Raw genomic sequence first — 25295 nt, 5'->3', positions numbered from 1 at the left:
GGGCCTGACGGCCTGACGGCCTGGAAAACGCCAGGTCGCCGGAAAGCTGCGGGGCTCGCCGGAACCTCCCGGCGATCTGGCACGGGCCCGGCGATTTCGACGGCGGGACGCCCCTACGAGTAGTACTTCGCCAGCGTCTCGGCCTTGAACTCGAAGAAGCTGCCGGATTCGATGGCCAGCCGGGCGTCATCGACCATCTTCACCACGAAGCGCTCGTTGTGGATCGAGATCAGCGTCGCCGAGACCATCTCCTTGGCCTTGAACAGGTGGTGGATGTACGCCCGCGAGTAGTTCAGGCAGGCATAGCAGTCGCAGCCTTCCTGCAGCGGGCCGAAGTCGCGCTTGTACTTGGCGCCGGAGAGGTTGTACCGCCCGGTGGGGGTGTAGAACGCCGAGTTGCGGGCCACCCGGGTGGGGGAGACGCAGTCGAACGTGTCCGCGCCGTTTTCGATTGCCGTGAAGATGTCGTCCGGTTCGGAGATGCCGAGCAGGTGCCGCGGCTTGTTCTCCGGCAGCTCCTCGTTGCACCAGCGCACGATTGTGCCGAGGTTCTCCTTCTCCAGCGCCCCGCCGATCCCGAATCCGTCGAAGTTCATGGCACCGAGGTCGCGGCAGGCCTTGCGGCGCAGGTCCTCGTACTGGGCGCCCTGGATGACCCCGAACAGGGCCTGGTACGGCTTGCCCGCACGCTCGGCGGTGAGCCGGAAATGCTCAGCCAGGCATCGAATAGCCCAGCGGCGAGTCCGTTCCAGGGATTCCTCCTGGTAGCCGCGGGAGTTCTGCAGCGTGGTCAGCTCGTCGAAGGCGAACATGATGTCCGCGCCGATCTGGTGCTGGACGTTCATGGAGATCTCGGGGCTGAAACGGTGCCGGTCCCCGTTGAGGTGGCTCTTGAACCACACGCCCTCCTCGTCCACGTGGGCCAGCCGCTCCTTGCCCGGGGCCACGGCGTCGTCCGGGAGGGCGGTATCCGCAACTGGCGCAGTTTTCATGTCGATGACCTTCTTGAAGCCCGAGCCCAGGCTCATCACCTGGAACCCGCCGGAATCCGTGAAGGTGGGGCCGGCCCAGTTCATGAAGGCGCCCAGCCCGCCGGCCTCGTCCAGGATGTCCGCGCCCGGCTGCAGGTACAGGTGGTAGGCGTTGGCCAGGACGGCCTGCGCCCCGAGCTCGGCGATGGACTCCGGCAACACTGACTTCACCGTGGCCTTGGTGCCGACGGCGATGAACGCGGGCGTCTGGATTTCACCGTGCGGGGTGCTGATGGTGCCCGTGCGGCCCAGAAACCCCCCGCCGTTCGCTGCCAGCTGGGCGCCCGACGGCGCGCAGCTTTCGCTCAGGCGCTTGCCCACGCGGAAGGAAAACTCGGATTGCCGGGCAGGCACGGACAAAGGATCGGAGACAGGTTTGGCTGACACCGTTCAAGTGTGCCAGCTGAATGCCTTCAACCTTTAGTGCAGCGGATCGGAGGTGGGGTAGTTCCCAGCCCGCCATTTGTCCCAGTAGTTGCGGACGGCCTCCAGCTGGTGTCCACTCAGGTCGTAGCTTGAGACGATCACCAGCGAGCCGCCGTCGGGCCGGACCTCGGGGATGGCCGGCTGGTCCGCGACGATCACGAGGCCCTCGCCGTGCTCGGCATAGTGGTGCACGGTCAGCCCCGCCTGGTGGTTGCTCCGGAACCATACCCTGCCGGAAATGTCCTCGCCGGTGGCCAGGGTCAGCGAATACGGTTCGCCCGGGGCCGGCAAACCGCTGAGTCCCAGCTTGTCGATGACGGAGCCCTCGGTGCCGGGCACCGAGAAGAAAAAGGTCCGGCGTCTGCCGTGGGGATGCCGTTCCAGGGCAAAGCGGAGTTGCTGAAGGAAAGTCAACCAGCCCTGGGTGATGTCCTCATCCCAGGCGGCCCACTCGGAGTTGTGGTCGATCGCGGCCCTTGTGACGCTGACTTCCGTGCCGGTGGGGACCGGTTTCAGCGTGAATACGTCCCCGCCGTCCACCACGAGGGAGGTGTGGTCCGCGCCCTCGATCACCTTGGGACTGAAGTAGATTTCAGTGATCTCGGCGGCCTGGTCATCAGCTTGCCAGCCGTGCCACTCCGCCACTTTGGACGGTTCGCGCAGCATTGTCCAAACCTGCTGCGCGTCGGAGTTGATCACAACGCTCAGATTGTTCGTCATGGGGCGAATCTACAACGCCGGGGCGCCACGGGGTAGGGGCAAACGGAAGTCAGGCGCGGACGGATTCGAGTTCGTTGCCGATCCGGCGCTCCAGTTCCGGGGCGCCGATGGTTTCCGAGCCGCCGTGGGCGCGCAGCACGAGCAGCGACTCCAGCCGCAGCAGCCGCCATTCCCGTTCCGCATCCAGGTTCGAGTTGTCGATGGCGCGGAAGATTTCCTTGTCATACAGGTTCGGTTCATTGAGCGAGCGCTGGCGCACCTTGGCGTTGATCCGGGCCTTGAACGGGTCCGTTTCCATGCCGTCCGGCGTCCGGAGGAACTTCTCGTAGACTGCGGCGCGTTCCTCCTGCCCGAGCTGGCGGCAGATGTAGCTGGAGAGTGCCAGTGCGGCCTCGACCGATGCCCATCGTCCACGGTTCCCGTCGAAGGGCAGGACGTTGAGCAGGTCGGCGACGGCGAGGGCGTGCTCGGCGTCCTTGCGGATGATGTACAGCTCCTGCGCCAGATCGCTGAGGTCCTTGAGGCAGCTGCCGGACTTGGTGTTGATGCCCTTGGCCAGCCGCTCGGTCAGCAGCAGCACCCCCACCGCGTCCGGGTACGCCTCGGCCACGGCTTCCACTACGGACTCCGGTGTGCCTTCAGCGGACGGGATCAGTGCCAGGTCCTCCTCACCGGGCCCGCCCGTTCCCGGCGGTGCGGGAGGCAGGGGAGGGACGACGACGGCGGGCGCCGTTGCGGGGCTGCCGGCAGTGTCAGGGGTGGTGTCCGCGGCCGTGGTCGCCTGGACGTCCCCGCGGCCGGCCCCGGCCTCCATCTCATCCGGGGTCTCGTCCACGATCCTGACCGCGGAGCCGGCTGCGATCCGCAGCATGCCGCCGCCGGTGAGCGTCGCCAGGACCATCGCGGGGGTGCCGAAATCGTCGGTTTCGACGTCGACGCGCTGGATTTCGGCGGAGCGTTCGCCGTCGGGAAGGAGCAGGTGGTGGCCGGTCTGCAGAGTTCCAGCCTGCTGTTCGCTGTAGTTCCGGGAGGCTGGGGGGTGGGTCATCTGGAGTCCTTAAATTCTCTTACGGTCCGCCCAACAGTCTACAAAGGGCACCTGTGAACTCGGGGACGCGGGGGAACCTCCGGGAGTCCCGGGGACGCAGCGGCTTATAACGTCGGCGCCCCGGCAGCGGTCAGTTGCCGACGCCCGCGAAGGCCAGCGCCTGGCGGATGAGCGCGCCGCGGCCGCCGCTGAATTCCAGCTGAACGTCCGAGCTCATGACTTCCTGGGGGGTCATCCAGGTCAGCTCGAGGGCGTCCTGCCGCGGGGTGCATTCTCCGGTGACCGGGATGATGTACGCCAGCGAGACGGCGTGCTGGCGGTCGTCGGTAAACCCCGTCTGGGACGGGGCGGGGAAGTATTCGGCCACCGTGAACGGCACCGGGCTGATGGGCAGCTGGGGGAACGCCAGGGGGCCGAGGTCCTTCTCCATATGGCGCAGCAGTGCGGCCCGGATGGTCTCGCGGTACAGCACCCGCCCGGAGACCAGGGAGCGGACCATGGTGCCGTCCTCATCGGCCTGCAACAGGGTGCCGACCTCGTTCACGAACCCCAGCGGATCCAGCCGCACCGGCACGGCCTCGACATAGACCATGGGCAGCCGGCCGCGCGCCTCGAACAGATCGTCGTCGGAGAGCCAGCCGGGGTTCGGGTCAGGAGTGCGAACGTTCATGGTTAAGTTCTACCCCATCCCTGACCCGTTCCCCGCCCGTCCGTCAGATCGCCAGCACCGATTCCAGCGGTACGCCGGACGCGATCTGTGCCAGCGGCGCCGGTTCGGCGGCGCCGGAGGCCAGTGCCTGCCCCAGGACATCGGCCGCCGCTTCCGGGGACAGGACGATCACGCCGTTGTGGTCCCCAAGCTTCCCCGGCGTGCTGCACACCTCCGTGGGGCAACCGAACGTCTACCCCAACTCGCCCGTCGTGGTGCCGTCCCGGGTGAGCCTGCTGCTGGACCTGCGCAGCGCCGATAAAGCAGTCCTTGCCGAGGCGGGCGCCCTGCTGCACGAGCGGATCGCCGGGATCGAACATCTGGCCAACGTCACCGTGGAGCGCAACCACGCCCACTCCTGGCCCGTGACCCCCTACCAGCCCGAGGGCGTGGAACTCGCAGCCAAGGTGGCGGCGGACCTGGGCCTGGCCAACAAGCAGGTCATGACCCTGGCCGGGCACGATTCGACCAACATGAAGGACCTTGTCCCGACGGTGATGCTGTTCGTGCCCAGCGTGGACGGGGTCTCCCACAACGAGCACGAATACACCACGGACGAGGACATCGTGGCCGGACTGAGCATGCTCACCGAGGTGGTCAACCGGCTCTGCAACGGCGTGCTGGAGGACTGACCCCGAGTCAGGCACCTGCCGGTATCGCCGAAATCCAGAGCGTCGCCCCGTTGGGGTTGTCCGGCAGCTCGGCCGCGTCGGGGTTGGCCACGTGCAGGCTCCGTCCGTACGCCTCTTCCGTCATGCTGACCCGGTGGCCCGCGGCCGCCAGGCGTTCCCGCAGGGCGGAGAGGTCGCCGGCGTATTCAAAGCCCAGGCCGGACCGGGCTGCGCCGCCGGCGGGCCGTACCATCAGCACGCCGCCGTTCTTCGCCGTGAAATCCGCGGTTTCGTCGTCGTCCGGCGCCGGACGCAGCCGGGCGCCCATGTTCCGTAAGGTTTGAGCGGCGGCGGCAGCATCCGGTGTGAACCAGACTTCGACGACGGCGAGGGCAGGGTCGGCGTCCGCACAGTTGGCGCCGTGGGCGGCCTTGTCGGCCAGGAAGCTGAAGCCGTCCTCGCCGGTGATGCGGCAGGATTCCCCGTGGTCCGCTTGGACGGGTTCAGCCGGGGCGTTTCCCGTTTCTGCGCCCGCCTGATTGGTGCGGCGGGCGAACTCCGTGAGGTCGCCAACTTCAACGCCGAAGGCAGTGGTGCCGTCATCGGCGGAGCCACCCGCGCTGCGGTGGAGTGCCAGGCGGCCCGAACCGGCGTCGAACTCCTGCCAGTCGCCGTCGTCAACGGTCATGACCATGCCCAGCGCGGTGAGAAGCCGCTCCCACTGATCCATGCGGGAGGTGAAGTGGATCGGGCGGACACGCAGCATCGGTTGCTCCTCTGGGTGGGCGGGTTCGGCTCCTAGGGACATGGTGCCACCAAAGGCACCTATTCGGTCGCCCTGGTGGAAAATGGTGCCATGGCTCTTGAACTTGAGGAACTGCTCGTCCGGGACGCCGCCGAATGGCGGGAATGGCTTCAGGCGCATCACGCGGACAGCCCGGGGGTGTGGCTGGTGCTGCACAAGAAGGGCGGCTCGGTGACGGAGCTGGACTACGAGGCGGCCCTGCAGGAAGCGCTGTGCTTCGGCTGGATCGACGGCCAGGGCCGGCGGCGCGACGCGGAAAGTTCCTTCCAGCGGATGACCCGGCGGAGCCCGCGGAGCGTATGGTCCGCGGGGAACGTGGACCGGATCGGACGCCTCGAAGCCGCGGGCAGGTTGGCTCCGGCGGGCCGCGCCGCCGTCGACGCCGCCAAGGCCGACGGGCGGTGGGAAGCCGCCTATTCCGGGGCCGCGACGGCAGAAATGCCCGAGGATCTCGGCGCGGCCATTGCGGCCGAGCCCCGGGCCCAGGCCATGTTCGACGTCCTCACATCGGTCAACCGCTACGCGCTGATCTACCGGACCAACGCGGTCAAGCAGGCCTCGACGCGGGAGAAAAAGATCGCCGGGTTCGTGGCGATGCTGGCCCGCCACGAGACGCCGTATCCGCAGTCCAAACGTCCGGCGGACTCGTGACACCGGACTCCTGACACCGGCGCACTCCTGACACCGCACTCCTTACACCGGCGCACTCTTGACGCCGTCCGCCCGGCCCATCCGACGGGCAGCCGGTCCCAAGCGAACTCCCAGCGGATGCCCGGGGTACGGGCAGGTCGGAGTGGCAGACTTGGCCGATGCCTACTGCCCCGCGACTGCCGCGCGCCTCGGACATCTCCCGCGCCCCCAGCGTCTCCACGGTGCCCTCGCGGCGCCGCCTGTTCTTCGGCGCCGCCGGTCTGCTGGTGGCCGGCGACGCCATCTTCTGGGCAATGTTGGCGGCAGTTCAATCGAACAGCGGGATCGCCGCCTGGGACGCGCCGGTGCATGACGGACTCGTGGCGTCCCGGAACCCGGCGGCCACTGCCGTCCTGACGGCCGTGACCACGGTGACGTCGCCGCTCTGGATGACGGTGATCGGGTTCGCGTTCGCCCTGGGCTGGGCCGCCTGGAAACGGGAGCTCTGGCGGCCCGCCCTGCTGATCGGTGCCATGGCGGCGACCTTCGCCCTGTCCACCCTGATCAAGCACCAGGTGGACCGCGCCCGGCCCGCTGCCGGTGACTTCCTGCTGGGCCCGGACGACGCGCTGTCCTTCCCCTCGGGCCATACCTTCGGCGCCGGGGTCTTCCTCCTGGTTCTCGCTTACCTGTTCGCGGCTGGCCGGGGGAGGCGTCCGACGTCGTTCCTCGCCTTCGCCGCGGCCGCCGCCGGCACGGTGCTGGTGGCCGTCAGCCGGCTCTACCTCGGCTACCACTGGCTGACGGACGTGCTCGCCTCGCTGGGACTGGCGGTGGCCGTCACCGGGATGGTCATCCTTGCAGACGGACTGCGCTCGGCCAGGACCACCCGGCGGTCGGCGGGAAGCGCCGCGCACCGCCCGTAAGGCTTACTCGTGCGCCGCGTCGTCCATCGGGAAGGCCACTGCCTCGCCCACCACGCGCAGGCACAGCTCGGCGCCGGGGCGGGCGATGGAGGCGTTCCAGTGCCGGATGGTGATGATCTCGCCGCCGCCGGGGTACCGGTGGTCGGCCACGGCGCCCTCGGCGAGGACCGGCGGGACGGCGAGCTTGAGCCGGACGGTGGTTTCCGGGCCGAAGTAGTCGGTGTCTACCACGACGCCGCGGATCGGCCCGTCCTCGGCGATCCGGATCTGTTCGGGGCGGAGCATCAGCTGGACCCGGCCCTGCGCCGGGGGCCGCCGGACCGGGATGCCGCCCAGCGAGCAGGTGGCCAGCGAGCCCTCCATCCAGGCGTCAAGGATGACGGCGTCGCCCAGGAATTCCGCAGTGGCGCGGTCCGCGGGGCGCGTGTAGACGACGAAGGGGTTGCCGATCTGCGCCAGCCTCCCGCCGCGCATCACCGCGACCTGGTCCGCGAAGGACAGCGCCTCGGCCTGGTCATGCGTGACGAGGATGGTGGTCACACCGGCGTCGTGCAGGACCTTGCCTACGGTCCGGCGGGTCGCGACCCGCAAGCCGGCGTCGAGGGCGGAGAAGGGTTCGTCCAGCAGCATGAGCTCGGGCTCGCGGGCCAGGGCCCGGGCCAGGGCGACGCGCTGCTGCTGCCCGCCGGAGAGCTGGTGCGGGCGGCGCTTGGCCATGGCCGCGTCGAGGGAGACCATTTCCAGCAGTTCTGCCACCCGGGTCTTGACGCCGCGGTGGCCGCCGGGGAGCTTGGCGGCGTCTAGGCCGAAGGAGATGTTCTGCCCCACCGTCAGGTGCGGGAACAGGGCGCCGTCCTGCGCCACATACCCGACGTGGCGCTTGTGGGCGGGGACCCAGGCGCCGTCGCCGGCCACCTTGCTGCCATTGAGCGAGATGGTGCCGGTGCCGGGGTGCTCGAAGCCGGCGATGAGGCGCAGCAGCGTGGTCTTGCCGGAGCCGGACGGCCCGACGATCGCCGTCGTCCCGCCCTTTGCCACCGAAAGGTTGACGCCCTTGAGGACGGCCTGGGAACCGAAGTTCTTGGTGACCGCGTCGATCTCCAGGTGGTTGTTGGTGCTGGGGGCCACGGAGGCGGCGATCCGGGGTTCCGGAAGCCGGGAGGGGGCATGGCGCACGGAGGAGGATTCGGTCACTGTCCCGCTACTTTCTTGGACTGCTGGAAGAGGAGATAGGTCATCGGGGCCGAGAGCAGGATCATCAGCAGCGCATATGGCGCGGCGCCGGAGTAGTCGATTTCGCTGCTCTTGCTCCAGAACTCGGTGGCCAGCGTGCGGGTTCCATTCGGGGACAGCAGCAGCGTTGCGGTCAGCTCGTTGACGATCCCGAGGAACACCAGCGCGGCGCCCCCGGCGGCGGCGGGGGCCGTGAGGCGCAGAGTCACGCGCAGGAAGGACAGCAGCGGAGGCTTCCCCAGCGACTGCGCGGCCTCATCGAGTTCCTTGGGCGCCTGGGACAGCCCGGAGCGGATATTGACCAGCGCGCGCGGCACGAACAGCAGCACGTAGGCGGCGATCAGGAGCCCCGTGGTCTGGTACATGCCCGGCACCAGCCGGATGCTGACCGTCACGAAGGCCAGGCCCACCACGATTCCCGGCATCGAGCTCGTGACGTAGTTGGACAGTTCCAGCGCCTTGCTGAACCAGCTGGGATGGCGCACCGCGAGGTAGGCCATGGGGAACGCCACCACAGTGGTGGCCACCGCCCCGGCGAGGCCGAACGCCAGCGTCTGCAGCAGGGCCGGCAGGAACTCATGCGCGGACCAGATGTCCGGACCGCCGGCGAAGATCCACCGCAGCACGAACGTCAGCGGCAGCCCGAAGGCCAGTGCGGTGAGGGCAAGCAGGGACAGCTGGGCGGGAATCTGGTAGGCGTGCAAGGGCAGGCGCAGCGCGCGGGCCTGGGCGCCCGAGCCGACCCTGGCGTAGCGGGCGTTGCCGCGGCCGCGGACCTCGAGCACCAGCAGGATCAGGCAGAAAAACACCAGCACGCTGGCGAGCATGTTCCCGGCCGTGCCGTTGAACGTGGACTGGTACTGGACCATGATCGCGGTGGTGAAGGTGTCGAAGCGGATCATCGCGAAGGCGCCGTATTCGGCCAGCAGGTGCAGGGACACCAGCAGCGCCCCGCCGGTCATGGCGATCCGCAGCTGCGGCAGCACCACGCGGAAGAAGGCACGCCACGCACCGAGGCCCAGGGACGCGGCGGACTGCTCAATCGCGGGGTCCAGCCTGCTGAGTGTCGCAGCGGCGGGGATGTACACGAGCGGGAAGTAGGACAGTGTGGCGATCAGGACGCCGGACCACAGCCCGCCGAGGGAGGGCACCGCGGAGACCCAGGCGTAGCTGTTGACGAAGGCGGGGATGGCCAGCGGCGCGGCGAGCAGCACGGCCCACCATTTGCGGCCCTTCAAGTGCGTGCGTTCCACCAGCCAGGCGCCCCCCACCCCGAGCACGAGGCACAGCGGCACGGTGATCAGCACCAGCAGCACCGTGTTCAGCAGCAGCTCGCCCACCCGGGCCCGGAAAATCAGCGCGACGGCGGTGTCCCACCCCGTGGCGGCGGTCATGGCGACGACGTAGCCCAGGGGGACTAGCGAGAACAGGGCGATCAGGACCGCCAGGAGGGCTACGACAGGAACGCCCAAGGGCGGGCGGGGGCGCTTGCCCCTGCCCGCCGTCGTCGTGTCCCCGGACGTGCCGGGCACCAACAGCTTGAATGCCACTATGGCTACAGCAGCCCTGCCTTGGTCATCATTTCGGTGACCTTGGCGGAATTGAGCTTGGCCGGATCCACGACGGGGGCCTGCAGTTCCTGCAGCGGCACGAGCTTCTCGTTGGCCGGAACATCGGAAGCGATGGCGTACTCGAAGGAGGTGCCTTTCTGCAGCACTTCCTGGCCCTTCTTGCCGGTAATGAACTTCAGGAAGGCCTGGGCGGCCGCCGCGTTCTTGGAGGACTTCAGCACCCCGCCGCCGGACACGGAGACGAACGCGCCCGGATCCTGGTTCTTGAAGTAGTACGGGGTGACGTTCTTGGAGTTCTCGCCCGTCTTGGCCTGGTCGCCGTAGTAGTAGTAGTGGTAGATCAGGGCGGCGTCCACTTCGCCGGCGTTGACGGCCTTCATCGCCGTGCTGTTCCCCTTGTAGGACTTGTAGTTCTCCTTCATGCCCTTGAGCCATTCCTCGGTGGCGGCCTCGCCCTTGAGCTCCAGCAGGGCGGAGACAACCGCCTGGAAGTCGGCGCCGGAGGGCGACGCTGCCCACTTGCCCTTCCACTCCGGCTTGGCCAGATCCAGCATGGACTTGGGCAGCTGGTCCTCGCTGAGCTTGGCCTTGTCATAGACCAGCACGGTGGAGCGGGCAGCGATGCCGGTCCACTTGTTGGTGGAGGGACGGAACTCCGCCGGCACCTGGTCCACGGTGGCCTTGTCCACGTCCGCGAACAGCCCGGCGTTTTCCACCTGGGCCATGGCCGGGGAATTCTCGGTCAGGAACACGTCGGCCGGGGAGGCCTGGCCTTCCTGGATGATCTGGTTGGACATCTCCGTGTCGTCGCCCTGGCGCAGCGTGACCTTGACGCCGGTTTCCGCCGTGAAGGCGTCCACCCATTCCTTGGTCAGGGATTCGTGCTGGGCGTTGTACACCGTGATTTCGCCTTTGCCGTCGGCAGCGGCGCTGCTGCTGCTGCCGGAGGGGGAAGGACCGGAGCCACAGGCTGCCAGGCCGAGCGCGGCGGTAGCAGCGAGTGCAATGCCGGCCAGCGCGTTGTTGCGGATCTTCATGGGGCTACTTTCTGCAAGGAATTCGTCAGGGAGCCCCAGCCCCCGTGAGCGGGGAACTTAGGGCATGCTCACTAACGAAAACTGTAGGTTAGCCAACCCTAAGCAACCAAGCCGAGACCGGCTTAAGTGATCAGGATCACATGAATTACGCAACTATTGTGTGACCTAATTCCCTTCCTTGCCTTCCTGGCCTTCCTTGCTTGGTGCGCCTGCTGCCGCTTCTTCCGCGGCCGGGGCTCCGGTCCTGCCGGCGATTGCCGCGGCGGCTTCCAGCACCATCCAGGCCTGGAGCTGGGTGGAGAGTTCGACGGCGGCGCCGGCCGGGTAGCTGCGGCGCGCCGGCAGTTCGGGCAGGGCCGAGAACACCAGCCGGCTGCCCTTGCGTGCCAAGGCTTCCTGGGCCGAGATGATGCGCCGGCCTTCCCAGAACGCCTCGGCGGTGTCATTCACCAGTACGGCGGCCGCGGCGCGGGTCCCGTCCGGAAGCCGCTCATCGAGGGCAGCCAGCGCCAGGTAGCGGGCCAGGATGCCGGCGAAGAGCCCTCCGTCGCCGCCTCCCTCGCAGCGCAGGACCGTGGCAGTGCGGGCCAACAGGGGAGCTGGCAGGGTGAGGCTGCGGGCCACCGATGCCACGAGGGCGGACGCGCGCGCCAGGTTCGCCTCGCCGCCGAGCTCCAGCAGCGCGCCGAGGACCGGCCCCTGGTTGTAGCTGTAGATGGTCCCTTCCAGCACCACCTCGCCGCCGGGCGCGATCCGGAGGCCATCCCGGTACATGCCCTGTTCCGGGTCGAAAAGCCGGGCGTCCAGCCAGTCCAGCAGGGCCTGGGCCTTGGCCGCCTGGCCGGTGCGGGCGTAGTAGAGGGCCACCGGAGCCGTGGCCGGGGTGTTCTTGAAATCCCGTTTCTTGCTCCAGAATGTGCCCCCGCCCAGGTCGTCGGTGGAGGCGGAGTCGAACTCCAGGGTGAGGCTCTTCAGGACCTTGGCGTTCCGCCGGCGACCGCCGGATGTGCGGAAGTCCTCCGCCAGGTTCTCCAGCCGCAGCGTGGCCAGGGCCAGCCAGGCCATGTCGTCGTAGTAGTTGTTGACGAAGGTGAGGAAATTGCGCAGCCGGATGCCGGTGACCAGCTCGGAGGCGAGCTGGCCTGCGCTTGGCCGGTTCTCGCCGTCGAACCGTGCTCCGGGCTGGCCGGCGCTGCCCAGTTCACGGCGGCCGGTGTCCACCAGGGCGTCCACGTAGTGCGCCTGCCACCAGTAGTGCCACGGCCGGGCGAGATTCTTCAGCCCGCCCGACGGCCGCACAATCGCGGCGATGTGGGTCCCCGGCAGGAAGAAGAGCCGCTGCCCGAAAAGCCTGGTCACCGAGCGGGCCGCTTCGTCGGCGCGAAAGGACCAGTTGGGGGCGGCGGAGGCATCTGCTGGGCTCATGGACCAAGCCTAGCGGCGGCGGTGCTGCCGGGGCGGGATCTTCGCAGGAGGTGCGGACGGGGCGAATTTCAGTTAACCTGAACTAACTAATTTTCCCCTGCCGCGGGTGATTGACGCGCGGGATCGCCGCGGGTGGGGGTGCCGCAGTCCGCGGCCGGGGCAGGTTCCACATCAAGGAGGATGCATGGACATCAAAGGTACTGTTGCGCTGGTCACCGGCGGGGCCTCGGGCCTGGGCGCGGCGACCGCGAGGCGGCTGTTCAACGCCGGTGCCTCGGTGGTGCTCGTGGACCTGCCGGGCTCGGCCGGGGCTGCGTTCGCCGCCGAGCTGAATGCGGGGGACACGGTGAGCGTCGGCTCCTCGGAAACCGGCTCCTCGGAAACCGGCTCCCCGGAAGCCGGCGATCCCATGGGACCCGCCCACAAGGCAGTCTTCGTCCCCGCGGATGTCACCAGCGAGGAACAGGTGCAGGCCGCCGTCGACGCCGCCGTCGTGCTGGGACCGCTGCGGATCGTGGTCAACTGTGCCGGAATCGCCACCCCCGGCAAGGTGCTGGGCCGCGACGGCGTGCTCCCGCTGGAGGCCTTCAATCGCGTCATCCAGATCAACCTCGTGGGCACCTTCAACGTCATCCGGCTGGCCGCGGCGGCGATGGTTGGCACCGAGCCGGCGGTGACCCGGCTCGGGGGGCCGGAACGGGGCGTCATCATCAACACCGCCTCAGTGGCCGCCTTTGACGGCCAGATCGGCCAGCCCGCGTATGCCGCCTCCAAGGGTGCCGTGGCCGCCATGACGCTGCCGATCGCCCGTGAGCTGGCACGCTCGCTGGTCCGCGTCGTCACGATAGCCCCGGGCATCTTCGAGACCCCCATGATGGCCGGCCTGCCGCAGGAGGCCCAGGACTCCCTGGGGTACCAGGTGCCGCACCCGTCCCGGCTGGGCCGCCCCGCCGAGTACGCGAACCTCGCCGCGCACATTGTGGACAACGCCATGCTCAACGGCGAGACCATCCGCCTCGACGGCGCCATCCGGATGGGGCCCAAGTGATGCAGACCGGGCTCGGCGATTCGTCCGGTGGGGCGGCCCCGTCCACGGCCGGGCTGCCTACCGCCGACTTCTTCGACTTCGAATCCCTGCTCAGCTCGGCGGAGCAGGCGAAACTGGCGGAGCTGCGGGAGTTCCTGGCCCGCGAGGTGGCGCCGTTCGCCACGGACTGGTGGAACAACGCCGAATTCCCCGCCCACATCCTGCCGAAGCTCGGCGCCCTCCAGCTCAGTGCCCCGGCGCAGCACGGCTACAGCAACCTGTTCGCCGGGCTGGTCATCGCCGAGATGACCCGGGTGGACACCTCCCTCGCGACGTTTTTCCTGGTCCACCACGACCTTTTCGTGGAGTCCCTCTACGGCTTCGGCTCCGAGGAACAGAAGGCCCGCCTGCTTGAGGACGCCGCCAGCCTCCGGACCACGGGCGCCTTCGCGCTCACCGAACCGGAGCACGGCTCGGACGTCGCCGGCGGGATGGAAACCAGGGCCCGGCGGGTGGCCGGGGGAGCGGCCGACGGCGGTGACTGCTGGGTGCTCAACGGCGCCAAGCGCTGGATCGGCAACGGGACGTTCTGCGACTACATGCTCGTGTGGGCCCGCGACGAGGCCGACGGCGGCATCCGCGGCTTCATCGTGGACGCGGCGCTGCCCGGCGTGACCCGGAGCAGGATTGAGAACAAGATCGCGCTGCGGACGGTGCAGAACGCGGACATCGTGTTCGAGGACGTCCGGGTGGCCGAGATGGACCGGTTCGCCGGCATCAACAGCTTCGAGGACACGAACGAGCTGCTCCGCGGCTCCAGGATCATGGTCGCGTGGCAGGGCGTCGGGCAGCAGCTGGCCGCGTTCGACGTCGCGCGGCAGTACGCCGTCGAGCGCCAGCAGTTCGGCCGGCCGCTTGCGAAGTTCCAGCTCGTGCAGCAGCAGCTCGTGACGATGCTCGGCAACGCCGTGGCCAGCATGGGCATGATGGTCCGGATCGCCCAGCTGCAGGAGCAGGGCGCCGCGGACATGCCGCAGGCGGCGCTGGCGAAGTCCTACGTGAGCGCCAGGATGCGCGAAACCGTGGCGATGGGCCGGTCCCTGCTGGGCGGCAACGGGATCGTCACCGACTACCGGATGGCCAAGATCTTCTCCGACGCCGAGGCGATCTACACCTACGAGGGCTCGTTCGAGATCAACACCCTGATCGTGGGCCGCGCCGTGACCGGGGTTTCCGCGATCGTGTAACGGGACGGCGAGCCGCCCCGTCCCCGGGCGGCTAGAAGATTGCGGGCTCTTTCTCGCCGGCTTCGATCCGGTAGTCCAGGCTGTTGTTCTTTACCGGCATGGGGCACGTGCCGTACGGGGTGAAGGCGCTGGGGTAGTTGATGGCGCGGTTGAAGTCCAGGATCACGGTGTTGTCCGGGCGGGGCCGGGCAGTCGACACTTTGCGCCACTCGTCGGTACTTTCCCCGTTCGTCTCGTCGTGGAACGTGACCGTGAGGGCTCCGAGCTTCTCTTCTTCGGCCTGCAGGTGGAACTCGTGGGCCTTGCCCGGTAGCCGGAACACCAGCTCGCCGACCGAGCGGTGCACCCCGTCGACCAGCGGGTTGGCGGTGCCGATCGGGACGTCCACAGGTTCCGGGTACGGCCGGAATTTCGCCTCGACCACGAGGTCCGGCCGGAAGTCGAAGGTGGGCACGCCGTCGAATTCGGTGAACACGGGCGACTCCGCATCCCGGGTGCGGATGGCGTACTTGCCGGCCCGCATCGCCAGCTCCACCACCACCCGGTGGCCGTCGTCGCCGCCGTACTGGGCCCACATCAGCGACTCCTCACCGGAAAGCGTCGCACTGACGGTTCCGTCCACGGGTTCGCCGGCCGCCACCAGCGTCAGTCCGTCGGACGCGGCAGCGGTGAGGGACGCCGTCGTGCCGTCCGTGGACCACAGTCCCGGGACGAGTTCGACGGCGGAGGGCTCGCCGTCCAGCCACTGGAAAGAAGTCAGCGTGAGCCAGCCGTGGTCGCTCGCGAGGGCGGTGTTGCGGCTGCTCCGAAAGCGCTGCCAGCGGGCAAGCTGCGGGTCAGGGGTGGTTGGGTCGGTGCTCAAGAAGGTCCTCCTATGCGGTCAGTGTGATCCCAACTAGATCGCAATTGTTGTCGTTTTCGCGGTTCAAAACGGCAACAACTGCGACTCAGTTGGGGGAGTGGGGGCGGTCGACGTCGGGCGTTTCCGGGGAGCTGTTCAGGCCCGCCGCCACGAGCTGGGCCGCGCTGGCGCGGGCAGCAGCGGCGGCTGCCGGGTCGGCGTCGAGGACGCCGCTGGCCAGGCCGCCGTCGAGCAACAGGGTGAGGCTGCGCGCGAGCTGGCCCGGATTGCGGGCGCCGGCCTCCTCAGCCATGCCGTGGATCCAGGACTGGATGTGGTGTTTGTGCGCCACCGTCCGCTCATGAACCCGGGTGCCGGAGGCGGACTCGGCGGCGGCGTTGATGAAGGCGCAGCCGCGGTAGCCATCACGACGGCAGGCGCTTTCCAGCGCATCGAACAGTCCCACGAGCCGGGCTGCGGGGTCCGGTCCGGCGGCGTCGGCGGCGGCGTGGAGCTGTCCGGTCCAGATGCCGTCCACCTTCTCCAGGTAGGCAAGGATCAGCTCATCCTTCGCGGGAAAATACTTGTAGAAGGTGGCCTTGGCGACGCCGGATTCGGCAATGATCGTATCGATGCCGGCCGCGCGAAGCCCCTGGGCGTAGAAAAGCCGGAAAGCCGTGGACAGGATCTTGTCCCGGGCGTGTCCGGCGGGAGTGCGGACAGCCTGCGCGGTTTTGGCTGCGGGCGGGGTCATGGCTCCATGGTACACAGACAAGTCTGTCCATCCTTGCCGCCGACAGGGCTGTCTGATAGCGTCTCGCTCAAAATAGTAGACGGGCTCGTCTACCCCGCCAGGAACCTGCATCCATCTCGAATGGGGACATCATGAAGATCGCAGTATTCGGAACCGGCACCGTCGGACCCACCGTCGCGGCCGCCCTGTCCACCCTCGGCCACAACGTCGTGATCGGTACCCGCGATCCGCAGGCGACGCTGGCCCGGACCGAACCCGGTGCCACCGGCGGCCCGGCGTTTGCCCAGTGGCACGAGACGCACGGCCAGATCGGAGTCGCGACCTTTGCCGATGCCGCGGCGGGCAGTGAGATCATCGTCAACGCAACCAATGGCGGCGGCTCCCTCGAGGCACTGACCGCAGCCGGTGCCGCAAACCTGGCCGGCAAGGTGGTCGTCGACATTGCGAACCCGCTGGATTTCTCCCAAGGGTTTCCGCCCTTCCTGGCTCCGGTGAATACCGACAGCCTCGGTGAGCAGCTCCAACGGGCATTCCCGGAAGCGCGGGTGGTCAAAACACTGAATACGATGACCGCCAGCGTGATGGTGGATCCGGTGGGCGTGGCCGGCGGAGACCACTCCGTGTTCGTCTCGGGAAACGACGCGGAGGCCAAGGAGACTGTGAAGGGACTCCTCACGGGCCTGGGCCACCGGGACATCATCGACCTGGGCGACATCACCACCGCCCGCGGCGCTGAAATGCTCCTGCCGCTCTGGCTCCGCGTCTGGGGCTCTCTCGGCACGGGGCACTTCAACTTCAAGGTCGCCCGCTAAGGGCATCTGCCGGCCCAACTGGCTGGCAGTTGTTGTCGTTCCCACGCCCCAAAACGACAACTACTGCGAGCTACTTGGGGGAGGCGGATTCCCGGCATGCGCGGGCTGCGGGTAACATCCCTTAGGAAGAAGTAACCGGGCTCACAGTATCCAGCGCAGTGTACGAGCCAAGTCGAACCCTCGAAAGATAGTTTCCATGGCTGACACTGCAATGAATTCCGGCACCGATCTCGCCGCCGAACTCCGCGCCGACGTGCGCCGGGTCTCCACCCTGCTCGGCGAATCCCTCGTCCGCCAGCACGGTCCCGAACTCCTGGCCCTGGTGGAGCAGGTCCGCCTGCTGACCAAGGAATCCAAGGAAGCCGCCCGCGGCGGCGCCGATGCCACCGGGCCGTGGAGCTCGTACGACGTCGTCGCCCAGGTCCGCGAACTGCTCGGCTCCCTGCCCCTGGAGCAGGCCACCGAGCTGGTCCGCGCCTTCGCGTTCTATTTCCATCTGGCCAACGCCGCCGAGCAGGTGCACCGGGTCCGCGGGCTGCGCACCCGCCAGGAAAAGGACGGCTGGCTCGCCAAGGCCGTCGCGGACATCGCCGGCCAGGCCGGCGCCTCGGTGCTGCAGGAGGTGGTGAACGAACTCGACGTCCGCCCGATCTTCACCGCCCACCCCACCGAAGCCTCCCGCCGCTCCGTCCTGGACAAGGTCCGCCAGCTCTCCGACATCCTCGCCGAGGCCACGGCGGAGGGCACGTCCGGGCGCCGCCGCCAGGACCGCCAGCTCGCCGAAGTGATCGACCAGATGTGGCAGACCGACGAGCTCCGCCAGGTCCGGCCCACCCCGGTGGACGAGGCCCGGAACGCCATCTACTACCTCACCGGCATCCTCACCGACGCCATGCCGGAAATGCTCTCCGACCTCTCTGAGCTCCTCGGCGAGCACGGTGTCACACTGCCAGCGGAGAAGGCGCCCATCCGCTTCGGCTCCTGGATCGGCGGGGACCGGGACGGCAACCCCAACGTCACCGCGGCCGTCACCCGCGAGATCCTGCAGATCCAGAACCAGCATGCAGTGCGGATCAGCATCGGCCTGATCGACGGGCTCATCTCCATCCTGTCCAACTCGACGGCGCTCGCCGGGGCGGACCAGGAGCTGCTGGACTCGATCGACGTCGACCTCGAGAACCTCCCGGGCCTGGACCGCAGGGTCCTCGAGCTCAACGCCCAGGAGCCCTACCGGCTCAAACTCACCTGCATCAAGGCCAAACTCCTCAACACCGCCCGGCGCGTGACGGCGGGCTCTTCGCACGAGCCGGGCCGCGACTACACCGCCACCGCGGAGCTCCTCGCCGAGCTGGGCCTGCTGGAGCGGTCCCTGCGGAACCACCACGCCGCGCTCGCAGCCGACGGCGCCCTGGCCCGGGTCCGCCGCGCCATCGCCTCCTTCGGCCTGCATCTGGCCACCCTCGACATCCGCGAACACGCCGACCACCACCACGACGCCGTCGGGCAGCTGATGGACCGACTCGGGGGCCCCGGCGTCCGGTACGCCGAGCTCAGCCGCCCGGAGCGGCTGGAGGTGCTCGGCTCGGAGCTGGCCTCCCGCCGCCCGTTGTCCGGCCATCCGATCAAGCTCGACGGCGTCGCGGACGGCACCTACGACGTCTTCCGTGAGATCCGCCGCGCCCTGCGCACGTACGGCCCTGACGTGATCGAGACGTACATCGTCTCCATGACCCGCGGCGCGGACGACGTCCTGGCCGCGGCCGTGCTGGCCCGCGAGGCCGGACTGGTGAATCTCTTCGGCGAGGCGCCGTATGCCAGGATCGGCTTCGCGCCGCTGCTGGAGACGGTGGAGGAGCTTCGCGCCTCGGCCGAGATCGTGGACCGGCTGCTCTCGGATTCGTCCTACCGGGAGCTGGTCCGGCTGCGCGGCGACGTGCAGGAAATCATGCTGGGCTACTCGGACTCCAACAAGGAATCCGGCGTGATGACCAGCCAGTGGGAAATCCACAAGACCCAGCGCAACCTCCGGGATGTCGCGGCCAAGCACGGCGTCCGGGTGCGCCTCTTCCACGGCCGCGGCGGATCCGTGGGCCGCGGCGGCGGCCCGACCTACGACGCCATCATGGCCCAGCCCAACGGCGTGCTGGAAGGCGAAATCAAGTTCACCGAGCAGGGCGAGGTCATCTCGGACAAGTACTCGCTGCCCGAGCTGGCCCGGGAGAACCTGGAACTCTCGCTGGCGGCGGTCATGCAGGGCTCCGCGCTGCACCGCACCCCGCGCACCTCCGAAGACCAGCGCGAACGCTACGGGGATGTCATGGAGACCATCTCGGACGCCGCCTTTGCGCGGTACCGGACGCTGATCGATGATCCGGACCTGCCCGCCTATTTCGTGGCTTCCACCCCGGTGGAGCAGCTGGGTTCCCTGAACATCGGCTCGCGGCCGTCCAAGCGGCCCGATTCCGGCGCCGGTCTGGAGGGGCTGCGGGCGATCCCCTGGGTGTTCGGGTGGACGCAGTCGCGGCAGATCGTGCCGGGCTGGTTCGGCGTGGGCTCCGGCCTCAAGGCCGCCCGCGAGGCCGGCCACCCGGCCCAGCTGGCCGAGATGATGGAGGGCTGGCACTTCTTCCGTTCGGTGCTGTCCAACGTGGAGATGACGCTGGCCAAGACGGACATGGACATCGCCGGCTACTACGTCTCCACCCTCGTTCCGGCGGAGCTGCACCACCTCTTCCGCGCCATCCGGGCCGAGTATGAGCTCACCGTCACCGAGATCCAGAACCTGACCGGCGAGCACGTCATCCTCGATGCCCAGCCGACCCTCAAACGTTCGCTCGAGATCCGTGACCAGTACCTGGACCCGATCAGCTACCTGCAGGTGGAGCTCCTGCGCCGGATCCGCGCCGGGTCAGCCACAGGGTCCGCCGCAGGGGAGGGCATGTCCGGTGCCGAGATCGACGAACGCCTCCAGCGGGCCATGCTGATCACCGTCAACGGAGTGGCGGCAGGCCTGCGCAACACCGGCTAACTCCCGGATGCTCCGTGCTGGACTTCTCCGTGCTGGACATCCCCGGGGAGGACCTCTCCGTAGGGCACCACGATGGTACGGCGGGTGGTGCCGCCGTCGGAATAGGGCAGCGTCCTGACCGGAACACCGTAGAGGGCCGTGAGCGCCGGGTCCGTGAGCAGTTCCTCGGCGGGCCCGGTCCGTGCGCCGCCGAGGCCCAGCAGGACGGCGCGATCGGCCAGGTACAGCGCGTGGTCCGGATGGTGGGTGCTCAGCAGCAGGGCCATGCCGTCGGCCATCAGTCCGCGCAGGAGCGACAGGACCCGCACCTGGTTCTTGAGATCGAGGCCCGTGGCGGGCTCGTCCAGCACCAGCATCGGGCAGCCGGTGGCGACGGCCCGGGCTATCAGGACCAGCTGTTGCTCGCCGCCGCTCAGGGTGGGGAAGCGGCGGTTCCGCAGCCCTTCGACGCCCACCTTCTCCATCGCCTCCAGGGCAGCGGCCCGGTCCGCGCCGCCCGGCGTCCGGAAGATTCCCACCTGCCGCGCTCTCCCCATCAGGACCATGTCCAGGGCACTGTAACCGAACGCGCTGCCGTGGGCCTGCGGCACGTAACCCGCGCCATCCGCCCGGCGCACCGTTCCTTCCGCCGGATCCAGCAGCCCGGCAGCGCAGCGGACCAGTGTGGTCTTGCCGCTGCCGTTGGGCCCCAGCACTGCGGTGGCTGTGCCGGGAAGCACCCGGAAGCTGACGTCCCGGAAGACCCACGGCTGCCGGGCATAGCCGAATCCCACCCCGTCCAGCTCAAGCACTTTCCCAGATCCTGTCACGGTTCCGGCGCAGCAGCAGGAAGAAAACCGGGGCACCAATAAGGGCTGTGAGGACGCCCAAGGGTATCTCCCCGGCGGTCGCGGTGCGGGCCACCGTGTCCACCAGGACTATGTAGGCCCCGCCGAGGAGGAAGGACACCGGCAGGAGCACGCGGTGGTCCGGGCCCACCCACATCCGCGCCAGGTGCGGCACCACCAGGCCCACCCAGCTGACCGCGCCGCTGACCGCGACCGCGCCGGCCACAATCAGTGCCACCGCAATCAGCACCACCCAGCGCAGCGGACGGGGTGCGACGCCCAGTGCCGCGGCGTCCTCGTCCCCCAGGGACAGCACGTTGATGCGCCAGCGCAACGCCACCAGCACCGCGGCTCCGCCCAGCACAGGGACCAGCGCGACCGCGACCTTTGCGAACGTTGCGGTGGCCACGCTGCCGAGCAGCCAAAAAACGATCGCCGGCAGGGTGGTATTCGGGTCCGCGATGTACGTGACCAGGGCCACCAGGGCTGAGAAGAACGAACCCGTGACCACACCGCCGAGCACAATCATCAGCATCGGCGCGCCCCCGCGGCCGGCCGTGATCAGGAGAAGGGTCCCGAGGGCCACCAGGCCAAAGACGAAGGAACCCGCGACCAGCAGGACGGGACCCAGCCCGAGCAGCAGGGCGACGGCGCCGCCGAAGGATGCGCCGGCGGAGACGCCGATGATCTCGGGGCTGACCAGCGGGTTGCGGAAGATCGCCTGCAGGGCCGCGCCGCCGATCGCCAGTCCGCCGCCCACCAGCAGCGCGAGCAGGACCCTCGGCAGCCGCACGAGCAGGACCACGCTCTGTTCGGTCTGGCTGGCCTCGAGCGGAAAGGGCGCCAGTTGGGCGGCGAGGATCTGGACAACGTGCCAGGGCGGCACACTGAACCGACCCAGGGCCAGGGAGAGCAGTCCGACGACGATCAGGACGCCAGCCGCCGTGGCGATGGGTCCGAGGACCGCCGGTCCGCTGCCCCGTTCGCGCGGTCCCCGCCGGGAGGCGTTTCCCTCAGTCCGTGAGCCGCGGCTGTTCAGCCGTGCCGAGCTGGCCTCATGCAGCATTGAATTGTTGATAGTTGGCGGACTCGGCGTTGGCCGCAGTCCACAGGATCCGGTTGAGCTCGTCCTCGGTGACCTCGTGATCGTAGAGGAACCGGAAGTACTCGCGGACTTTGCCGCGCAGCCCGGACCGCGCCTGGGGGAAGGCGATATCGCTGAGCCAATGCCACATGAGCGGTGATTCCTGGCCCGGGGGATCCCAGCGGTAGCCTCCGAGCGGGACCTTGTACACGCGCCGCTCACGGACGGCGGCAATGCGTTGCCACACCGGGTCCGAGTAGATGTCCTGGGGCATGGCCTGGTCGAAGTTACCCAGCAGGATGACCTCGGGGTCCCACTTCAGCACCTGCTCCACGTCCAGTCCCACCATGCCGGTTCCGGGCAGCGGGTCCTGGCCGGTGGCGGGGTTGGTGCCGCCGACAAGTTTGATATAGAAGTCGTTGTAAGTATTGGTTGCCGCGGCTTTGAGCCCGCCGGTGAACCGGTTGAAGTAGAGGATGCTGGGACCCGCGGACCCGCGGCCAGCCGCCACTGATTTGATGTCATCGAGCTCATGGTCGCTGCGGGCCTTGATCTCGATGGCCCGCTCAGGTTTGCCCAGCATGGCGGCGAACATCGTCACCCAGGCGTCCACGTCCTCCTGCTTGCCGTTGTTTGTAAGGCCGATCACCGTCAGCCCGGCGTTCTCGAGCGGCTCGATCAGCTGGGCGTCAGACCACTGGATGACGACGTCGGGGTTCAGGGCACGCACGCTCTCCACATTGGGGGTGAAGTCCTGCGTGGCGATGTCGTGGGGAAGTTCCAGCGCACGCGGAAACATGGTTCCCATGATGCCGTCACGCATCGCGACCCAGGACGCGTTATGCATCGCGCTCAGGTGTTCGGCACTGCGGTCGACGGCGACCAGCAGCGAGGCCGACGGCATGGGAATGGTCACCACCCTGGTGACCGGCTGGGCGAAGGTGACGGTCTTGCCCCGCTGGTCCGTGATGCTGATGCGGTCTGATGCCGCGGACCCGGTCCCGCTGACGGCAGGAGAGGCTGTTGGGGGAGGGCCGGATGCTCCGCACCCGGTGAGCAGGGCTGCGGATCCGCCCGCCACTAACGCCTGAAGCACCGTACGGCGGTTTAGATCGTCGACTCGCATGGCCTGACTCCCTGTGCGTAGGTTCTTCACAGGATCGCCCCGTTGGCAAAGGCTGTCAACGGGCACCGCGGTCCCGGCCCCCTTGTCGGGGTGCGGGGCCGGTGCTAGGTTCAGAGGACCTTGCGCAGAAGGTGGCCAGATCATGATTCTTGACGGTGCCCAGTTGTTTGTCCGCTATGCCTACCCGCCCAATTCGAGGGGCAGCTGCGGGCCGCCCGACAGTGATGCGTTGTTGCATTACGGCCAGTCCGGAGTGACAGACCAAGGTCTCCGTGAACTGGCAAAGGGCTTCGCCGGGGCGTGGCCGTACCTGGAGCTGATCGCGGCCTCCACCGGCATCAGCGATCCCCTCGATTTCCGCGTCGTGGAGGCCTACTGGGTGGGGAACAGCCTCCTGGACTCGGTCGGAATAACCAACATCGGCAATTCCATGGAGGACCGGTTCCGGGCCCGCACCGGACGGCAATTCCCGCACCTGGCGGAAGGCGTCCTGGCCGGCGGGGTTCCGCACCACAGTTTCCACGTCTTCGAGATCTACCCCTGGCTGGGCCTGCTCCACGACGACCGCCGCCATGCCACAGCCCTGAGCGTGCTCGACCGGTGCCGGATCCGCTGGGGCGAGGTGCTGGCGATCTCCGGCGACGACGCCGTGGTCCGGTCCCGGCCGCTGGTTTGGGACGGAACATCGCTGGGCGTGGGGGAGCCCGTGGTGGAGTCTGCGAAACACGCGGTGAACGGCACCGGGTTCGTGGCCGGGCTGGCAGTCGGGGACATGGTGTCGCTCCACTGGGACTGGGTCTGTGACCGGCTGTCCCCGCGTCAGCTGGAGCGGCTGAAGCACTTTACGGCGCGGCACCTGCGGATCGCCAACAACGGCGTCGAACACCGGGGCGCCGCGATAGCGCTTGAACACTAGCCAGATGTCCCCGTTGGAGCGGACCGTCTTGGCTGCCCCGGCGACGCCGTCGATGTCGACCTGGAGGTGTGAGGGTCCGCGTAGGGACGGGCTCGGCCGGTAGGGTGGCTGATCGGTGACAAGCCGCGGGTTCTCCAGCCTGCAATGCCGCCCCATCAAATAGCCCACCCTCACCGTGCGATCTGGAGGAACAGCGTCATGCATTTCGCTTCTATTTGTCTGCCGGCCGCGGGCCATGTGAATCCGACCTTGCCGGTCGTAGCCGAGCTTGTCCGGCGGGGCCACCGTGTCACGTACGCAACCGCGGCGAAGTACGCGGAGGCTGTTGAGTCCACCGGCGCCGTCTTCTTTGAGAGCGGGGAGGACCTGGCCGCGCAGTTTCCCCGGGTCAACACGTCAGCTGAAGACGGCCCCGCGGCCTCCCCACGGACGGGGATGCTGGCGGGACTCGGATCAGGGATGATGTCCGGTCTGCTAGAGCGGCTGCTTGAGAGGGCGAGAGACGAATTCCCCGCCCTGATGGCCCGGCTAACCACGGACCCGCCGGACGCAGTATGCTACGACGCCATGACCCTGGCAGGGAAGATGGCTGCCATGAAGCTTGCCCTGCCCGACATTGCGCTGCAGCCGACCTATGCCACCAACGAACATTTCTCGATGCGGGAGCTGATGCCGGCCCGTGCACCGGCGGAAATGCTCGCAGCGTGGAAACACGTCCGCCGGCTCATCGGTGATTTCGCTGCCGAACAGGGACTGGCCCATTTCAACTTCATGGAAGGCCCGCCCGCGTCGTTGAACATTTGCTTCATCCCCAAGGAATTCCAACCCGCGGGAGAGACCTTCGACGCCAGCTTCCACTTTGTCGGACCGAGCCTCGGCCAACGAACCACCGAGGAGCCCTGGCAGCCCCGCACGAAGGACAGCCCGCTGGTATTCATCTCGCTCGGCACCACACCCTTGAACGACCGCCCGGACTTTTTCCGGATGTGCCTGGAAGCATTCGCCGCCACCCCGTGGCAGGTGTCCATCGCCATCGGCGACCGCATCCAAGTATCCGAACTGGGCGATATACCGGACAACGCTGAGGTCCGCGCGTTCTTCCCGCAGCTGGATGTCCTGCGCCATGCCGATGTAATTCTCTCGCGCACGGGGATGAACTCAACCATGGAGGCGCTCTACTTCGAGGTCCCTTTGGTGGCCTTTCCGCTTCAGCCGGAACAGGAAGCAAACGCACGCCGCGTCCAGGACCTGGGACTCGGACGACGCCTTCCCGCAGAATCGCTCACGCCCGCACTTATCCGCGCGTTCATCACCGAAGTCAGTGACGACCAGGAAATCCGGCGGAACCTGGCAACGATGAGCCAACGCATCCGCGGAGCCGGCGGACCGGCAGCAGCCGCTGACGCCATCGAAGAGCACCTGTCGGCCTCGGAACACCCGGCGTAGGCAAGCGAAGAATCA

The 25295-nt window shown here is 68.2% G+C and carries 24 protein-coding genes; 9 read left to right on the top strand and 15 right to left on the bottom strand.

Features of this window, described 5'->3' with window-relative positions; all coding sequences use genetic code 11:
• Positions 1–113 precede the first annotated feature (113 nt).
• The 5 genes from tgt to ABIB26_RS10375 all read right to left on the bottom strand — a co-directional run bounded on the left by tgt (position 114) and on the right by ABIB26_RS10375 (position 4106).
• Positions 114–1418 (bottom strand): tRNA guanosine(34) transglycosylase Tgt, encoded by a 1305-nt coding sequence (gene tgt, locus ABIB26_RS10395; RefSeq protein ID WP_354242264.1) that lies wholly within the window; start codon positions 1416–1418, stop codon positions 114–116.
• Positions 1419–1451: 33 nt separating this feature from the next.
• Positions 1452–2177 (bottom strand): SRPBCC family protein, encoded by a 726-nt coding sequence (locus ABIB26_RS10390; RefSeq protein ID WP_354242261.1) that lies wholly within the window; start codon positions 2175–2177, stop codon positions 1452–1454.
• Positions 2178–2226: 49 nt separating this feature from the next.
• Positions 2227–3225 carry a DUF6707 family protein gene (locus ABIB26_RS10385; RefSeq protein ID WP_354242258.1) on the bottom strand — a complete coding sequence of 333 codons (999 nt, stop codon included), beginning with the start codon at positions 3223–3225 and terminating at the stop codon, positions 2227–2229.
• Between the two features lie 130 nt (positions 3226–3355).
• Complete coding sequence (locus tag ABIB26_RS10380) at positions 3356–3895, bottom strand: NUDIX hydrolase family protein (protein ID WP_354242255.1); 540 nt, start codon at positions 3893–3895, stop codon at positions 3356–3358.
• Positions 3896–3938: 43 nt separating this feature from the next.
• Positions 3939–4106, bottom strand: coding sequence for an RraA family protein (locus ABIB26_RS10375; protein WP_354242252.1), 168 nt, complete (start codon positions 4104–4106; stop codon positions 3939–3941).
• Here ABIB26_RS10375 and ABIB26_RS10370 point away from each other — a divergent pair.
• Positions 4096–4566: a M20/M25/M40 family metallo-hydrolase gene (locus ABIB26_RS10370; RefSeq protein WP_354242250.1), complete on the top strand. Its 471-nt coding sequence runs from the start codon at positions 4096–4098 to the stop codon at positions 4564–4566. The genes ABIB26_RS10375 and ABIB26_RS10370 overlap by 11 nt on opposite strands.
• 7 nt (positions 4567–4573) lie before the next feature.
• On the opposite strand, the gene ABIB26_RS10365 is transcribed toward ABIB26_RS10370, so the two are convergent.
• Entirely contained in the window at positions 4574–5311 is a 738-nt protein-coding gene (locus ABIB26_RS10365; protein ID WP_354242247.1) for a VOC family protein, read from the bottom strand.
• A gap of 90 nt (positions 5312–5401) precedes the next feature.
• Here ABIB26_RS10365 and ABIB26_RS10360 point away from each other — a divergent pair, with 90 nt between their 5' ends.
• Positions 5402–6001, top strand: coding sequence for a YdeI/OmpD-associated family protein (locus ABIB26_RS10360; protein WP_354242244.1), 600 nt, complete (start codon positions 5402–5404; stop codon positions 5999–6001).
• Positions 6002–6159: 158 nt separating this feature from the next.
• A complete protein-coding gene (locus ABIB26_RS10355; protein WP_354242242.1) occupies positions 6160–6906 on the top strand; it encodes a phosphatase PAP2 family protein in 747 nt (248 codons plus the stop codon).
• Positions 6907–6909: 3 nt separating this feature from the next.
• On the opposite strand, the gene ABIB26_RS10350 is transcribed toward ABIB26_RS10355, so the two are convergent.
• The 4 genes from ABIB26_RS10350 to ABIB26_RS10335 all read right to left on the bottom strand — a co-directional run bounded on the left by ABIB26_RS10350 (position 6910) and on the right by ABIB26_RS10335 (position 12172).
• Positions 6910–8046, bottom strand: a complete 1137-nt coding sequence (locus tag ABIB26_RS10350; protein WP_354242428.1) for an ABC transporter ATP-binding protein — start codon at positions 8044–8046, stop codon at positions 6910–6912.
• 50 nt (positions 8047–8096) lie between these two features.
• On the bottom strand, positions 8097–9689 hold the full coding sequence (locus tag ABIB26_RS10345; protein ID WP_502913652.1) for an ABC transporter permease: 1593 nt from the start codon (positions 9687–9689) through the stop codon (positions 8097–8099).
• 5 nt (positions 9690–9694) lie between these two features.
• A complete protein-coding gene (locus ABIB26_RS10340; protein ID WP_354242240.1) occupies positions 9695–10747 on the bottom strand; it encodes an iron ABC transporter substrate-binding protein in 1053 nt (350 codons plus the stop codon).
• Positions 10748–10912: 165 nt separating this feature from the next.
• A complete protein-coding gene (locus ABIB26_RS10335) occupies positions 10913–12172 on the bottom strand; it encodes a glycoside hydrolase family 76 protein (RefSeq protein WP_354242237.1) in 1260 nt (419 codons plus the stop codon).
• A gap of 184 nt (positions 12173–12356) precedes the next feature.
• Here ABIB26_RS10335 and ABIB26_RS10330 point away from each other — a divergent pair, with 184 nt between their 5' ends.
• Positions 12357–13220: an SDR family NAD(P)-dependent oxidoreductase gene (locus tag ABIB26_RS10330; RefSeq protein WP_354242234.1), complete on the top strand. Its 864-nt coding sequence runs from the start codon at positions 12357–12359 to the stop codon at positions 13218–13220.
• Positions 13220–14446 carry an acyl-CoA dehydrogenase family protein gene (locus ABIB26_RS10325; protein WP_354242423.1) on the top strand — a complete coding sequence of 409 codons (1227 nt, stop codon included), beginning with the start codon at positions 13220–13222 and terminating at the stop codon, positions 14444–14446. The genes ABIB26_RS10330 and ABIB26_RS10325 overlap by 1 nt, the downstream gene beginning before the upstream one ends.
• Positions 14447–14477: 31 nt before the next feature.
• Here ABIB26_RS10325 and ABIB26_RS10320 read toward each other — a convergent pair whose 3' ends face one another.
• Both ABIB26_RS10320 and ABIB26_RS10315 read right to left on the bottom strand, forming a co-directional pair.
• Positions 14478–15308: a DUF1684 domain-containing protein gene (locus ABIB26_RS10320; RefSeq protein WP_354242231.1), complete on the bottom strand. Its 831-nt coding sequence runs from the start codon at positions 15306–15308 to the stop codon at positions 14478–14480.
• 85 nt (positions 15309–15393) lie between these two features.
• Positions 15394–16041 (bottom strand): TetR/AcrR family transcriptional regulator, encoded by a 648-nt coding sequence (locus ABIB26_RS10315; protein ID WP_354242228.1) that lies wholly within the window; start codon positions 16039–16041, stop codon positions 15394–15396.
• Positions 16042–16172: 131 nt separating this feature from the next.
• Between ABIB26_RS10315 and ABIB26_RS10310 the strand changes: the two genes are divergently transcribed.
• Together ABIB26_RS10310 and ppc are read left to right on the top strand one after the other, a co-directional pair.
• Positions 16173–16853 carry an NADPH-dependent F420 reductase gene (locus tag ABIB26_RS10310; RefSeq protein ID WP_354242225.1) on the top strand — a complete coding sequence of 227 codons (681 nt, stop codon included), beginning with the start codon at positions 16173–16175 and terminating at the stop codon, positions 16851–16853.
• A 196-nt stretch (positions 16854–17049) separates the two neighbouring features.
• On the top strand, positions 17050–19881 hold the full coding sequence (gene ppc / locus ABIB26_RS10305) for a phosphoenolpyruvate carboxylase (RefSeq protein ID WP_354242223.1): 2832 nt from the start codon (positions 17050–17052) through the stop codon (positions 19879–19881).
• Here the strand turns inward: ppc and ABIB26_RS10300 are convergent.
• From ABIB26_RS10300 to ABIB26_RS10290, 3 genes are read right to left on the bottom strand one after another with little or no spacing between them, the layout of a single operon-like run.
• The gene (locus ABIB26_RS10300; RefSeq protein ID WP_354242220.1) at positions 19878–20672 is read right to left on the bottom strand and encodes an ABC transporter ATP-binding protein; all 795 of its coding nucleotides are present in this window, start codon (positions 20670–20672) and stop codon (positions 19878–19880) included. The genes ppc and ABIB26_RS10300 overlap by 4 nt on opposite strands.
• Complete coding sequence (locus tag ABIB26_RS10295; protein ID WP_354242217.1) at positions 20665–21774, bottom strand: FecCD family ABC transporter permease; 1110 nt, start codon at positions 21772–21774, stop codon at positions 20665–20667. Before ABIB26_RS10295 ends, ABIB26_RS10300 begins: the two co-directional genes overlap by 8 nt.
• Entirely contained in the window at positions 21764–22918 is a 1155-nt protein-coding gene (locus tag ABIB26_RS10290; RefSeq protein ID WP_354242214.1) for an ABC transporter substrate-binding protein, read from the bottom strand. Before ABIB26_RS10290 ends, ABIB26_RS10295 begins: the two co-directional genes overlap by 11 nt.
• 142 nt (positions 22919–23060) lie before the next feature.
• Here ABIB26_RS10290 and ABIB26_RS10285 point away from each other — a divergent pair, with 142 nt between their 5' ends.
• Both ABIB26_RS10285 and ABIB26_RS10280 read left to right on the top strand, forming a co-directional pair.
• Positions 23061–23834 (top strand): DUF6390 family protein, encoded by a 774-nt coding sequence (locus tag ABIB26_RS10285; RefSeq protein WP_354242211.1) that lies wholly within the window; start codon positions 23061–23063, stop codon positions 23832–23834.
• A gap of 144 nt (positions 23835–23978) precedes the next feature.
• Positions 23979–25280, top strand: a complete 1302-nt coding sequence (locus tag ABIB26_RS10280) for a macrolide family glycosyltransferase (RefSeq protein ID WP_354242208.1) — start codon at positions 23979–23981, stop codon at positions 25278–25280.
• Positions 25281–25295 lie beyond the last annotated feature (15 nt).

It is taken from the genome of Arthrobacter sp. UYEF20 (assembly GCF_040546335.1).
Classification (GTDB): domain Bacteria; phylum Actinomycetota; class Actinomycetes; order Actinomycetales; family Micrococcaceae; genus Arthrobacter.
This window is presented reverse-complemented; position numbering and strand designations above follow the sequence as displayed.

What these genes read in the sequence shown, in the direction of transcription:
- ABIB26_RS10285 (WP_354242211.1), top strand. Translation starts at nt 23,061, where the DNA reads ATGATTCTTGACGGTGCCCAGTTGTTTGTCCGCTATGCCTACCCGCCC.
- ABIB26_RS10290 (WP_354242214.1), bottom strand. Translation starts at nt 22,918, where the DNA reads ATGCGAGTCGACGATCTAAACCGCCGTACGGTGCTTCAGGCGTTAGTG.
- ABIB26_RS10380 (WP_354242255.1), bottom strand. Translation starts at nt 3,895, where the DNA reads ATGAACGTTCGCACTCCTGACCCGAACCCCGGCTGGCTCTCCGACGAC.
- ABIB26_RS10355 (WP_354242242.1), top strand. Translation starts at nt 6,160, where the DNA reads ATGCCTACTGCCCCGCGACTGCCGCGCGCCTCGGACATCTCCCGCGCC.
- ABIB26_RS10310 (WP_354242225.1), top strand. Translation starts at nt 16,173, where the DNA reads ATGAAGATCGCAGTATTCGGAACCGGCACCGTCGGACCCACCGTCGCG.
- ABIB26_RS10335 (WP_354242237.1), bottom strand. Translation starts at nt 12,172, where the DNA reads ATGAGCCCAGCAGATGCCTCCGCCGCCCCCAACTGGTCCTTTCGCGCC.
- ABIB26_RS10365 (WP_354242247.1), bottom strand. Translation starts at nt 5,311, where the DNA reads ATGCTGCGTGTCCGCCCGATCCACTTCACCTCCCGCATGGATCAGTGG.
- ABIB26_RS10325 (WP_354242423.1), top strand. Translation starts at nt 13,220, where the DNA reads ATGCAGACCGGGCTCGGCGATTCGTCCGGTGGGGCGGCCCCGTCCACG.
- ABIB26_RS10315 (WP_354242228.1), bottom strand. Translation starts at nt 16,041, where the DNA reads ATGACCCCGCCCGCAGCCAAAACCGCGCAGGCTGTCCGCACTCCCGCC.
- ABIB26_RS10280 (WP_354242208.1), top strand. Translation starts at nt 23,979, where the DNA reads ATGCCGCCCCATCAAATAGCCCACCCTCACCGTGCGATCTGGAGGAAC.
- ABIB26_RS10295 (WP_354242217.1), bottom strand. Translation starts at nt 21,774, where the DNA reads ATGCTGCATGAGGCCAGCTCGGCACGGCTGAACAGCCGCGGCTCACGG.
- ABIB26_RS10330 (WP_354242234.1), top strand. Translation starts at nt 12,357, where the DNA reads ATGGACATCAAAGGTACTGTTGCGCTGGTCACCGGCGGGGCCTCGGGC.
- ppc (WP_354242223.1), top strand. Translation starts at nt 17,050, where the DNA reads ATGGCTGACACTGCAATGAATTCCGGCACCGATCTCGCCGCCGAACTC.
- ABIB26_RS10360 (WP_354242244.1), top strand. Translation starts at nt 5,402, where the DNA reads ATGGCTCTTGAACTTGAGGAACTGCTCGTCCGGGACGCCGCCGAATGG.
- ABIB26_RS10385 (WP_354242258.1), bottom strand. Translation starts at nt 3,225, where the DNA reads ATGACCCACCCCCCAGCCTCCCGGAACTACAGCGAACAGCAGGCTGGA.
- ABIB26_RS10340 (WP_354242240.1), bottom strand. Translation starts at nt 10,747, where the DNA reads ATGAAGATCCGCAACAACGCGCTGGCCGGCATTGCACTCGCTGCTACC.
- ABIB26_RS10390 (WP_354242261.1), bottom strand. Translation starts at nt 2,177, where the DNA reads ATGACGAACAATCTGAGCGTTGTGATCAACTCCGACGCGCAGCAGGTT.